We start from the raw sequence: 13,488 nt of genomic DNA on the forward strand, positions 1-13,488 counted from the left end.
GTATAAAAATAATTGCGGTTTAGTGCTTAATCAAAAGGTCGTTGCGTGTTTGTAACGTCTGATTTTCCTTCGGAAAATCCTCGCATACAAACCCGCAACTATTCTTATACATAAACGTTAGGCAACATATGAAAAAAACATTCGGAATATTATTTACATTTTGCCTTTTGTTGTTTAGTTGCTCTAAATCAAAAGTCAATTCAGACCGAAAAAGTGACCTATCAAACTATGACTTTAATGGAAAAATAAAGTCTGTGAAATCTGAACTTTTCAATCTGATTGTTGAAAAAGACACTTTTAGAATTGGAGAGAAAATAAATTCACTCGCTTTTGACAGAAATTCTCTTCTCGAATTTAATAAGCTTGGAAATCTGACCTCAATAAAAGAGTTTCTTTACAATGGTAAAGTAATTAATGAGGAAATCTACACTTATGATAAAAATGACCTTTTAGTCAAAAGAAAAGAAATTGATAATTATGGAAAAGGTTCTTTTTATGACAATGATTTTTTCTATGACACTAAAGACAGCCTAACTCAATGGATAATTTCAAATAAGGATTTTAAAAGAATTCATAAAATTCAACGAGATGAGAATAATCGACCAATTAAAAGAGAAGTGATTCAAAATGACACCATTTTCAATACTTACATTGTTAAATATGACCAAAATAACAATGTGATTTCAGAAAATGAATTTAAGCTTAATGACATTCCACTTAAATTATTAGAAAGAAAATTTAATGACCAGAATCTTAAAGAAATAGAACAAGTAATCGAATATAAAACTTGGGACACTTTAAGTTATGAGAACAGATATTTTTATGATGATAATAATAATTTACTTCTCGAAAAAATAATTATTGAAAATGATTCAACTTATGAAGAAAGGAGATATCGTTATCATAATAATGGAGAACTCAAAACAGCTGTAAATACACCAAAAGGAAACTATACTTATTTTACTATTCAAACGGAAAAATATAATGAAAATGGTAATATAATTGAAAGATTAAATGAGCCAAGTGACAGCAAACCAAAAACAATATGGAGTTATAAATATAAATATGATTCAAAGAAAAATTGGATAGAAAAAGTAAATTATAAAGACAATAAACCGTTACGAATAGTTAAGCGAAAAATTGAATATTACGAATAAAATACATTGCCTAACAATGTATATAAAAAATAGCGCAAGTCATTGCTAACACTATGGTTTGGGTGTTTTCGGGAAATCGCCAAATTTTTAAATTTGACGATTTCCAACAAAAAAGATAAATAGTAAAATTTAAAAATTCGGCTTGTGTTCATCCGAAAAGTAATAGCTAATTTTCAGCGCTACTTTTCATATACGAGACGTTGCCCACAATATGAATAAAACTTTGAGAACAATACTTACACTTGGATTTTTAATAATCGGAATTACTTCATTCGCCCAGGAATTTGAATTTGATATTCACAACACATCATTGAGCGAATACCTCAAAATGGAAGAAAATTTAGGTAGTGAACAAATTCCAAATATCAGAAATCACGTTTCATTCAGCGGAGATGCGCAACCAATAAAGTTCAGAAGAAAAGAAAAAATAATTTCCGATTTGGTTGTGTACTATTACTTCAAAGAAAAAGACAGTACAATGTCCACTGTTGAATACGAATGGGACGAAAGTTTATTGACTTTAAAAGCAAACACTAATGACCAAAAGTCAAAGAAATACCAAAAAGCTCTTATTCGTAAGTTCAACGAATTAGAAAAAATGATAACTGACATTTATGGAAATCCTCAATCGGAAGGCGATTTGTCCGATTTAAAGAAAGCCAACGAAAAAGGTGGATTAAAAAAGAATGTAAAGTGGTTTCCAAACGATAGTACAGAAATCGAAATGTATGCAACTGTTTCTAATTTTTACGAGAAACGTGGAATGGTTACAACTACACCTACACACAGAATTAGGCTTTACGTCAGAAACACGAAAAAAGAAAAAAAAGTTACACCTGAATTGACTGAACAACGCCTTGATAGTCTCAATGAAATTACAAAACAATTCATTGCCTCTTTGAAAAATGAAAATTTAGCGAAATCCAAAAGTTACATATCAGAAATGATTATTGAACAAGTAACAGATGAACAACTCAACGCACTATTTTCTGAAATTGATTTTGAGCGAGAGCTTGAATTAGTTTACAGCGGAATTCAAATGGGTATGAACGGTAAAGCGTTTGCTATGCTTCAATACAAATATGGAGATGACCAAGATAGTCCACCAAAAGAAATGATTAAAGTTATATACGATGACAAAAACACGATTGTCGGAATTCAACCTTTGAAAATGCAAAACTGATGAAAAAAATACTGTGGGCAACAACGTATATAATTTATTGCTAGTTCTAGCCTACTTACGAAAATCCTCGCGGATTTTCTATTCGGTTTTTATTTGCTAAATTAGGTGCTTAAACCACGCAACAAACCATATACAAACACGTTGTGGGTAATTAAAGACCAACATTCGGCTGAAAGACAAACATTGTCGAAATCCTAAATTTTCCACTTCTAAAACTTAATAAATAACAATAAATTTAAACTTTATGAAAAACTTTTTACCGAAACTTGTAATCTTAACATTTTTATCCATTTTCACATTTAGTTGTAGTAGTGACGATGATAATAACGACTCAAGTTATCCCGAAACTGTAAGTGGAACAACTTGGTACAGACAAGAAACAACTTCGCAATCTGGACAAACAGTTGAAATAGACTTTTATTTAGTATTTCAAAATTCAGATAGTGGATATTTAGAAGCGGAAACAAATGCTGCTGGAACTAATATTACTCAAACTTATGATTTCAACTATACATATTCTAATGGAACTGGAATTGCTGAATTTGATGATAGTAATATAGGAACACAAGATTTTACCATTTCGGGAAATAGATTGACTTTAGATGGAGAAACACTTACACAACAATAAACGAAATGAGAAATATAATTTACCTTTTTTCATTCTTAATGATTTTCATCTCTTGTAGTAGTGACGATAATAATTCTGAAAATGAACCTGAACAAAACGAACAAGATAATTCAGTTGTTTTAGGAAGTTGGACAAGAGAAGAAACTCTTGGAGGAATAGATGGAACTAAAACTTTTACTTTTAATTCTAATTGGAAATATACAGTTGAATTAGTACGAACAGAAGATTTCAATGGACCTTGTTCTCTTGATCCATATTGCGATAATGATTATTCTGGCGATTATTGGTTTTCTGGAAGTAGTTTATGTATAGATAGCGATTATCACGGCTGGACAGAATGTTATAGTTGGTCAGTTAGTGGAAATAGAATAACGATTCACGGAGAAAACTATTACAAATAATAACTACCCACAACAATGTATAAAAATAATGCTAAATTAGTTGCTTAATCAAAGGTTAGTGCAATTTTGTTACGTCTGATTTTCCTTCGGAAAATCCTCGCACACAAAACCGCACTATTCTTATACTAGACCGTTGTAACACATTTGACCAAATCAAGAAACATTGAGTAAATTAAGAGAATTAATAGACAAAATCACGGAATTCGGAATTAATCCAAAAGTGAAACTGAATGACAAAACTGATATCCTAAAAAAACTATTAGTTGGAATTTACTCGGAATATCTGAATGTAGAATTTGAATTAGACGAAACGGATTATGATGAAGCACCTGATTTTAATTATGATGAGATAAGAGAAAATGTCCAATCTAATTTTACAGATTTAGATTGGTATAGTACTGTTTTGGATTTAAACAAAATGGAACCGTATGTGGAAATAGGAATTGGAGACTCTTTAGACGATCTAACTGATATAATAAAAGACTTATTAGTTGTTAAATGGAAAATGGACAATACAAGTGAAATGGATGCTCTTTGGGAATTCAATTTTTCTATGAAAACTCACTCGGAACAGCATCTGATTGACCTTTTGAAGTATCTTAATGAAAAAGATTATGACTGATGCATAAAAAGAATTTAAAAATTGTGAGACTTTACATTATTAGTTTAATCTGTATTGTCTGCTATTTTTTATTAGAGAATTCTACCCTCATATCTGAACTCGTTGAATTAAATGAAAAGGGGCGTTATAGTGGATTCCCGACCTTTTTTATAACAGGATTATTCAAATACGGATTGTTAGTAGTCGGCATAGGAATTATTATAATTCTGACTTTTTTATTAATTAGAGAAAGAACAAAAAAATAATTGAATAAATAAAAACGTGTTACAACACCGTGTATAATTAATTGCTTTATTGAGCTTACTTGCGAATATTCCTGCGGAATATTCACGGGTTCGTAAATGTTTGCTAACTTAGTTGCTAAACCACGCAACTAACCATACACAAGACCGTTGTGCAACATTTAACGAAACCGATGAAAATTAGAACTTTAACAATAATATTATTTACAATCTGTCTGACATCTTGTGGACAAAATACTAATTCAAAAGATTGCTATGAGATAAAATATCTTGACTTTTTTGGACTAGACAAAATGGAAATTGTAAAATGGCCTAAATCGCAACTTGATGGACTAATGAAAATGGACTTCACCAAAAACAAAGGTAAATCAGAAATCAAGACGAATTTTATAATTCCAACGATTGTTTATCAATTAAAGGAATATCATCCAAGTTGCAACACAGAAATTGATACAGTTTATTTAAATAATATTTTAGAAATCTACTTAAAAATTAGAGAAATAGATTCTAAAAAACTTCTAAATAAATCAATCGAAGAAAAAATTGACTTTTTACGAGATGACTTTTATTCTCAAGTAGAAAATGTTAATTATCTACCAAAAATGATAACGACATTTGATGATGGTCCTTTTTACGGAGAAGATTTTCAAAACAAATCGGAACTAAACCCTATCAAAAAACAAGAAACCGAATTTGGAACTTTAATAGTTTCAAAAATTGATGATAAGACGATACTTACGAGCAAAAACAAAAACGGAGAAGTAATTTGGCAAAAGTCAATTACAGGATTATCGGACAGAAATCTAACCGAATTAAATTTTAAAGAAAACCCAATGGAATATAATTCAGTTGCAACTGTGGTGCATATGCATTCAGAAGGCGAAAGATTTACATTATATTTAAAAAATAATGGAAACTTTATGTTTTACTTTCATTCGTGGTAGGAAATAAAAAAAAACGTTGCACAACACCGTATATAATTTATTGCTGGTTTCTTGCTTACTTGCGAAAGTCCTCGCGGACTTTCTTGGTCGATAATTATTTACTAAATTAGTTGCTTGAAACACGCAACAACCCATATACAAACACGTTAGCAATAATAGTCGCAAACAAACTTCCGTTCCTATTTAGAAGATTAAAGCCTCTCGTTTTGCCGTTTCCTTTTCTGTGAACTTCGTGCTATTATTCCTTTTTTTAAAATAAAACGCATTAAGATCGTTCTCTATTTGCAATTTTTATTGTTTTAACTAACCTTTTGAGTTTTTCAAACATTGTCTAAAAATCATGCGTTAGCAAGTTTGCGCTGAAAAATAAAAAAAGGCGTCAGTGCTTTAGTCGAATAAGCAAACACATGCGTGAATTGGACACAGCTTATCTGCAATGGCTTCTTAAATAAAAAGCATATAATCGCGTTCAGCATTTCTGCTAACTCTAGGCTACGCATTTAAAGTGTTTGCTTTCGGCAGGAAAAATAACACCTCTGCTTTACCAAAGTCTATGCGCGCCTACTCATAGCTAACAATGTATATAATTTATAGCTGCTTCTCGCCTACTGTCGAAAAACCTCGCGGTTTTTCTATTTCCGTTATTATTTACTAACTTACTTGCTTAAATAACGCTACAAATCATATACGAGACCGTTGTGCATAATGCGGAAAAACGATAAAAATTGAACATTTGAACTATAAAAGCCAGCCGCATAAATAGCACATTTGTTTTTTTTCCAACGCAAAATCCAACGCTAAAAAAAACAAAAGAGCTATTTTAGCCAACGCTCGACCAAACCAACAAAATGAATGAATAAAAAAGACTTATCTGAATCTGACATAAAGGCGAAATTTATCACACCTGCGATTTTGAAATCAGGTTGGGATGAGCAAACACAATTAGGACGTGAAATTTTCTTCACAGATGGTCGAATTTATGTGAAAGGAAAGCTGACTGCCAGAGGAAAACGAAAATTTGCGGACTATATACTTTTCTATAAACCGAATGTTCCAATTGCCATAATTGAGGCAAAAGACAACAAACACAGCATAAAAAGTGGAATTCAACAAGCTCTTGGCTACGCCAACACCTTGGATATTCCTTGTGTGTTTAGTAGTAATGGAGACGGATTTTATTTTCACGATAAAACAGCAACAGACGGAGAAATTGAAAAAGAACTGACTTTAGACGAATTTCCAAGTCCTGAATTTCTTTGGCAGAAATACAAAAAATACAAAGGAATTGAAACCGAAGAAGTTGAAGAAATTGCAAAGCAAGATTATTTTCAAGATGGTTCTGGACGTAGTCCAAGATATTACCAACAAATTGCAGTAAACAGAACAATAGAAGCAGTTGCAAAAGGTCAAGACCGAATTATTTTGGTTATGGCAACTGGAACAGGAAAAACCTATACAGCTTTTCAAATCATTTATAGACTTTGGAAAAGTGGAGCAAAAAAGAGAATTCTATTTTTAGCGGACAGAACTGCATTAATTGACCAAACAGCTCGTGGAGATTTTAGACATTTTAAAGATGCTCTAACCATCATAAAAAAGAAACAAATTGACACAGCTTACAATATTTATTTAGCATTATATCAAGGTTTATCTGATAGTCAAGGAGCAGATGCATACAAACAATTTAGTCCAGACTTTTTTGATTTAATAATAATTGACGAGTGCCATAGAGGAAGTGCTAAAGAAGATAGCAAATGGCGTGAGATTTTAGCTTATTTCAACAAAGCAACTCACATTGGTTTAACAGCAACACCAAAAGAAACCGAAGAAGTTTCAAATATTGATTATTTCGGTGAGCCTCTTTACACCTATTCTTTAAAACAAGGAATTGATGATGGTTTTCTTGCACCTTATAAAGTTGTAAAAGTCACTTTAGATATTGATGCAGAAGGTTGGCGACCAACACAAGGTTTTGTTGATAAAAGCGGAAATCCAGTTGAAGATAGAATCTACAACAGAACGGATTTTGACAAAAATATAATTGTTGATGAACGCAGAAAATTAGTTGCAAAAAAGATAACCGAATTCTTAAAAGGTTATGACAGATTTGCAAAATCAATCGTTTTCTGTATTGATATTGAGCACGCAGAAGGAATGCGTTCCGCATTGGCTAACGCCAATGCCGATTTATTCGCTCAAAACAATAAGTACGTAATGCAAATAACAGGCGATAACGAAGAAGGAAAACGTGAGTTGGATAGTTTTATCAATCCAAGTGAACCTTATCCTGTTATTGCGACAACTTCAAAATTAATGACTACAGGAGTTGATGCTCAAACTTGTAAACTCATTGTTTTAGATAGTAATATTGGTTCAATGACAGAGTTTAAACAAATTATTGGTCGTGGTACGAGAATAAATGAAGAATATGGTAAAACCTATTTTACCATTATGGACTTTAGAAATGTAACTAACTTATTTGCTGACCCAGATTTTGATGGCGACCCAGTAATGATAAAACAAGTTGGTGAAGATGACGACTTATCTGGAGCAGAAGATGAAACCACAGACGAAATAATCACAGACATTTTGGATGGCGAAGAAGTTGATTTTCCAGACATTGAAGGTGGTGGAGAAATTGAAGAAGATACAAGGCGAGAAAAAATTCGAGTGGATGGTGTTCAAGTAAAAATTGTAAACGAACGTGTACAATATTTAGGTAATGATGGTAAAATCATAACCGAAAGTCTAAAAGACTACACCAAAAATAGCGTTACCAAACAGTATCAAAGTTTAGAGAAATTTCTAAATTCTTGGAACAATTCAGAGAAAAAAGAAGTTATTATTAAAGAATTAGAAGAACAAGGCATTTTCTTTGATGCTCTAAAAGATGAAGTTGGAAAAGAATTTGACCCATTCGACTTAATCTGTCACGTAGCTTTTGAAGCAAAACCATTAACAAGAAAAGAACGAGCAAACAACGTAAAAAAGAAAAACTATTTTACCAAGTATGGAGACAAAGCTCAAGCGGTTTTAAATAGTTTACTCGATAAATATGCAGAAGATGGTTTATTAACCATTGAAAGTACAGAAGTATTAAAACTTGACCCTTTAAATAAATTAGGAACACCAATTGAATTAATCAAAGCTTTTGGTAGTAAAAAAGTTTATTTACAAGCATTGAAGGAATTAGAAACACAATTATACAATACAACAGCATAAATGGCAAACGTAGCAGCAGTAGTAAGCAGCATAAGAAATATAATGCGTCAAGACAGAGGGATTTCTGGTGATGCCCAAAGATTAGAGCAATTAGGTTGGATGCTCTTTTTAAAAATTATTGACGACAAAGACCAAGAATTAGAAATTTTAAAAGACGATTATCAGTCTGTAATTCCAGAGCAATTTCAATGGAGAACTTGGGCAAGTGACCCAGAAGGAATTACAGGAGATGATTTATTGGAATTTATAGACAGTAACGCCCAAAACAACCGAGGATTATTTGCCACTTTACGTAATCTCACAAGTATTAATAATCCAAAACGTGCTGCCATAGCGAAAGAAGTTTTTGATGGTTCAAATAACTATATGAAGAGTGGTTACGAAATGAGAAAAGTCATAAATAAACTCAATGAAATTGACTTTAACAATTCTAACGATAAGCACATTTTCGGCAATATTTACGAAAGTATTTTACAAGAATTGCGTGATGCAGGAAATAAAGGTGAATACTACACACCAAGAGCAGTAACACAGTTTATGACACAAATGACCAATCCAAGATTGGGTGAAAAAGTACTTGACCCTGCAGCTGGTACAGGAGGTTTTTTAAGCGCAGCAATAGACCACGTTAGAGAAAATTATGTAAATACGGTAGAAGACGAGCATCTTCTGCAAAAAAGTATTACAGGTTGGGAATTAAAACCTGTAGCATACGTTTTAGGACTAACCAATTTAATTTTACACGAAATGGATGTTCCTGACTATCATTATATTGATAGTCTAAAAAAGGAATATAATAGTATTGGTAAAAAAGACCAAGTCGATGTAATATTAGCTAATCCACCATTTGGTGCAAGTATAGCTGAAGGTGTAGAATCAAACTTTCCGAGTTCTTTTCGTTGTCGTGAATCAGCAGATTTATTTGTTGTATTAATGTTAAAATTATTAAACCATAATGGTAGAGCTGCAATTGTTTTACCTGATGGATGTATTAAAGGCGAAGGAGTAAAAGCTCGAATACATAAAAAACTATTAACAGAATGTAATCTGCATACAATTATTAGAATGCCGACTAGTACATTTTTTCCAGCAGCAGTTAGAACAAATCTGCTTTTTTTTGAAAAAGGAAAGAAAACAAATGATATTTGGTACTATGAGCATAAATTACCCAAAGGTCAAAAAAGCTACTCTAAAACTAAACCTATTGAATTTGATGAATTTCAACCAATTATAAAATGGTGGCACAACAGAGAAGAATCTTCAGTTTCTTGGAAAGTAAATGTTTCAGAATTAAAAGATTGGGATTTAGATATTAAAAATCCATATCAAGAGAAAATAAAACATATTCCTGCTACTGAATTATATGAAAAATATAACAACAAACTGACTTCAGTTCAACAAACATTCTCTACAATATCAAAAAATATATTATTTAACAGAATTCCGGTTCTAGACAAACTTCTTCAAAATAATAATTCTTTGTTCCTAAACATAGATTTTATTAATAAATTCAAGAAAGTTATTATTCTAGAAGGGCTAAAAGGAAATTTAAGTAAAGATTTTAGCGATAAACAAGAATTCAAGTCTGGAGAGTTACTCTCTGATAAAATGTTGGAAGAAAAAGCAATCATTTTTGAAGAAGAAAGACTTAAACCTGAAAAATCAGTAATTCCAATTGAAAAACAAGCAATACCGTATAAAATACCAAACCATTGGTGTTGGAATATACTTGATAATGTTTCAATATTTTATAATGGTAAGGCTCACGAAAAATTAGTTGATTCAAGTGGTCAATATATTTTAGTAAACTCAAAATTTGTCTCAACAAATGGTTCAGTTAAAAAACACAGTACTGAAATATTAGTTCCTCTTAAAAAAAATGATATTGCCATAGTAATGAGTGATGTTCCTAACGGTAGAGCTTTAAGTAGATGCTATCTTGTAGAGGAAAACAACTTATATACACTAAACCAAAGAATTGGATGTTTAAAATCATTATGTGGTATTCATCCTGAATACTTAAAAATGGTTTTAGATAGAAATAAATATTACTTGAATTTTAATGATGGAAAAAAACAAACAAATCTGAAAAAAAGTCAAATTTTATCTTGCCCAATTCCAATTCCACCTCTAGAAGAACAAAAACATATAATAGAACAGGTAAATAACTTATTGAAAAAATGTGAAGAATTAGAATTAGAAATCGAAAGTCAAAATAGTCTTTCTGAAAATCTTATTGATTCAATTTTAAATGAATCTTTTTAATGCCAACGCTAAAAGCCATACACATTTGCAATACGCTACAGCCAACGCTACGCCAAAAATTGCAAAAGAGTATGTCTTGCCAATGCTCAAATCAGAACTAAATAACAAACATCGGAAAACCAAACTGAACGTGAAAAGCACTATGCACAACAACGTGTATAAAACATAGCTATTATAGGCTTCCCGAGAGGTTTTTATATATTTACAAAGTACGCCAAATTTTTTATTTGGTTATATTTATTAAAGAAAATTAAACATAAAAATAAAAAATTCGGCTCGTGCTAAATCCGAAAAGTTAGCGTCTTTTTACACGCTACGTTTCATACACAAGTCCGTTACCTGCAATGCGAATAAACTGCTCGCTATCAACAAACTGACAGAATGTCTGAATAAATTTCTCGGCATATTAATTGACCGTTTTAAGAAAATTTTAAGATATGCCGACAGTATTACAAGCAATAAAAAAACTGATTGATAAAGTTTCAGTAACAGATAGACAGGAAGAGAGCATTAAAACTTCAACAGACTATTTAAATGGTCACTTGACCAAGGACGAAAATGATTTAGATATAGATAGTATCTTTGTGAATGGCTCATACGAAAGAGATACAATAATAAGACCATTAGATGACGTTGACCTTTTTGCTATACTGAATGAATCCGAATGGTCAGATGAATATGGTAATTTACCTAAACCACAAGCTGTTCTGACCAAAATTAAGAACAAATTAAACTCAATTTCACATTATAAAGACAAAGTGACACAAGATAGACCTTGTGTTACTGTAACCTTAAATTCAATCAATTTTGATGTTCTACCAAGTTTTGAGCGAAATAAAGGTGGTTATTTAATTCCAAATTATGATTTAGAATCTTGGATATATAGTTATCCAAAGCAATTAACTGACAATTTAAATGATTGTAACAGAAACAATGGATATAAAATAAAAGACGTTGTAAAAGCTATAAAATATTGGAATAGAGAAAACAAAAAGCTTATTCCATCTTTTCAAATTGAGGAAACTTTAATTACATACTTCAACGTTCACAATTTTGGAAATTACGAAGAAGCGATAAGACTTTGGTTTAATAACGCTGAATACTACCTTGAGCAAGCTAAATTTAAAACCAATAATCAGTATGACGATGCTATAAAGAAAATAAAAAAAATAAAAGATAAACTCAATACAGCAAAAGAGCATTTGGATGAGAATGAAAATGCAGAGGCTCTTCAAATATGGAAAGATGTATTTGGCAAGGAATTTATAATATCTGATGTTAATGAAGCTAAATCTTTTTCTCAAAAATTATCGGACGGATTATTGAAATCATCTTCGACTGGAGCAGTATCTGAATCTGTAGGTAGAAATATTCCAGCATCAAAAGGGTTTTATGGCGATATATAGAAACAAATCCACAAAAGTTGATGTTCAGATTGGTTCTATGAAATCAATTTATCCGCAATTTAAGGTAATTAAAAAAAAGAGTACAGAAGTTGAATTTGTTGGCACACTTCAACCAAAACCAGAGTATAGAAAATTTAAGATTTCAGTAAAATATCGTGGTAACTTAAAACCTCAAGTAAAAGTTATTGAACCAAAACTTGTGGACAACCCACCACATTTTTACAAAAGTTCCGAAACTCTTTGTTTATATCATCCAAAAGATTTTAAATGGACAAAGGATAAATTAATTGCAAAATACATTTTACCAATTACTTCAGCTTGGTTATATTTTTATGAAGTTTGGTTAGAAACAGGTATTTGGTATGGTCCAGAAGCCAGCCACGATAACGATAAAAATCCAAAAGATGACTAAACAAGTTCCACACGCTAAACTTTATAAGACAGTTACTAAACTATCAAATGCTTTAAATTGGTTATTGATAATTTCCACAATCATTTCTCTTATAATTATAGCCTTAAATAATTTTTTTTCAGAATCTAATCCAAATATCTCTTTGTGGCTTTCACGCATACTCGCATTGTTGGCTATTATCTTTTTTATTTTAGAAGTAATTCAAAGCCAAACGTATCATCGAGCGGAACTTCAAAGAAAAAATGATTTTATGGACAATAGCCTAGAAACAAAGTTGGCTGATGCCAACTCTAATGAATATTACACTAACGATGATATTGGAAATGGAATTTACAAAATGGGTGTTAATTGTTTTGAGAATTCATTTTTCACCAAAAGTATAACCTCTAAAATGCTGACCAAACAAATTACTTACACGATAATAATTTGGGTTGTTTTATGGTCTGTAATTTTAACTGCACCAAATAATGTATTTGTAGAAGTAATTCTTTTGGCTTTACCATTTTCAGTCGCAAATGATTTAAGAAAATTGTATCGTTTAAACAAAAACGTTGAAGTAGTTTTTATGAATTTTAAGAAAATTTTTAGCGCAACAAAAAAGTCCAAGCGAGAATCGTTAATTATTGATAACGTTATTAGTTATGAAAAATCTATATCTTACAGTTCCATACCTCTGAATAGCAAAATATTTGACAAATTTAATGATGAGCTATCATTAGAATGGAATAAGATTAAAAACCAACATAAAATCAAGTAAGCACAGCAGGTAACAACGTATATAATCCATTGCTAGTAAAGGCTTACTTACGAAAATCCTCGCGGATTTTCTATCTGGTTTTTATTTGCTAACTTTCGTGCTAACACACGCAACGTATCATATACAAAACCGTTGTGATTAATATTGCCGACTTTCGGTCACCCACCAAACATTGTAGCTTTCTTCGAGGTCTTTTAAGTTTCTAAAAATGATGTGATTTTAAAATCGACGTAGGAAGATTTTTAAAGC

Annotated in this window: 11 protein-coding genes; all 11 read left to right on the forward strand. The window is 31.2% G+C overall.

Annotated elements, in window-relative coordinates:
* Positions 1-128 precede the first annotated feature (128 nt).
* The 11 genes from VDP25_RS16815 (at position 129) to VDP25_RS16865 (ending at position 13,239) form a co-directional block, all read left to right on the forward strand.
* Complete coding sequence (locus VDP25_RS16815) at positions 129-1,157, forward strand: hypothetical protein (RefSeq protein WP_334471687.1); 1,029 nt, start codon at positions 129-131, stop codon at positions 1,155-1,157.
* Between the two features lie 223 nt (positions 1,158-1,380).
* A complete protein-coding gene (locus VDP25_RS16820) occupies positions 1,381-2,340 on the forward strand; it encodes a hypothetical protein (RefSeq protein ID WP_334471689.1) in 960 nt (319 codons plus the stop codon).
* Between the two features lie 244 nt (positions 2,341-2,584).
* Positions 2,585-2,968 (forward strand): hypothetical protein, encoded by a 384-nt coding sequence (locus tag VDP25_RS16825; RefSeq protein WP_334471691.1) that lies wholly within the window; start codon positions 2,585-2,587, stop codon positions 2,966-2,968.
* A gap of 5 nt (positions 2,969-2,973) precedes the next feature.
* Complete coding sequence (locus VDP25_RS16830; protein WP_334471693.1) at positions 2,974-3,369, forward strand: hypothetical protein; 396 nt, start codon at positions 2,974-2,976, stop codon at positions 3,367-3,369.
* A 163-nt stretch (positions 3,370-3,532) separates the two neighbouring features.
* On the forward strand, positions 3,533-3,991 hold the full coding sequence (locus VDP25_RS16835) for a DUF5063 domain-containing protein (protein ID WP_179350062.1): 459 nt from the start codon (positions 3,533-3,535) through the stop codon (positions 3,989-3,991).
* A 415-nt stretch (positions 3,992-4,406) separates the two neighbouring features.
* The gene (locus VDP25_RS16840) at positions 4,407-5,177 is read left to right on the forward strand and encodes a hypothetical protein (protein ID WP_334471698.1); all 771 of its coding nucleotides are present in this window, start codon (positions 4,407-4,409) and stop codon (positions 5,175-5,177) included.
* An 852-nt stretch (positions 5,178-6,029) separates the two neighbouring features.
* Positions 6,030-8,399, forward strand: coding sequence for an EcoAI/FtnUII family type I restriction enzme subunit R (hsdR, locus tag VDP25_RS16845; RefSeq protein ID WP_334471699.1), 2,370 nt, complete (start codon positions 6,030-6,032; stop codon positions 8,397-8,399).
* Positions 8,400-10,664, forward strand: a complete 2,265-nt coding sequence (locus VDP25_RS16850) for an N-6 DNA methylase (RefSeq protein ID WP_334471701.1) — start codon at positions 8,400-8,402, stop codon at positions 10,662-10,664. It begins immediately after the preceding gene.
* A gap of 437 nt (positions 10,665-11,101) precedes the next feature.
* Positions 11,102-12,070 carry an SMODS domain-containing nucleotidyltransferase gene (locus VDP25_RS16855; protein ID WP_334471703.1) on the forward strand — a complete coding sequence of 323 codons (969 nt, stop codon included), beginning with the start codon at positions 11,102-11,104 and terminating at the stop codon, positions 12,068-12,070.
* Positions 12,057-12,482: a hypothetical protein gene (locus tag VDP25_RS16860; RefSeq protein WP_334471705.1), complete on the forward strand. Its 426-nt coding sequence runs from the start codon at positions 12,057-12,059 to the stop codon at positions 12,480-12,482. Before VDP25_RS16855 ends, VDP25_RS16860 begins: the two co-directional genes overlap by 14 nt.
* Positions 12,475-13,239 (forward strand): hypothetical protein, encoded by a 765-nt coding sequence (locus VDP25_RS16865; RefSeq protein ID WP_334471707.1) that lies wholly within the window; start codon positions 12,475-12,477, stop codon positions 13,237-13,239. Before VDP25_RS16860 ends, VDP25_RS16865 begins: the two co-directional genes overlap by 8 nt.
* The last annotated feature ends 249 nt before the right edge of the window (positions 13,240-13,488 follow it).

This window comes from Winogradskyella sp. ECml5-4, assembly GCF_036903175.1.
Lineage (GTDB): Bacteria > Bacteroidota > Bacteroidia > Flavobacteriales > Flavobacteriaceae > Winogradskyella > Winogradskyella damuponensis.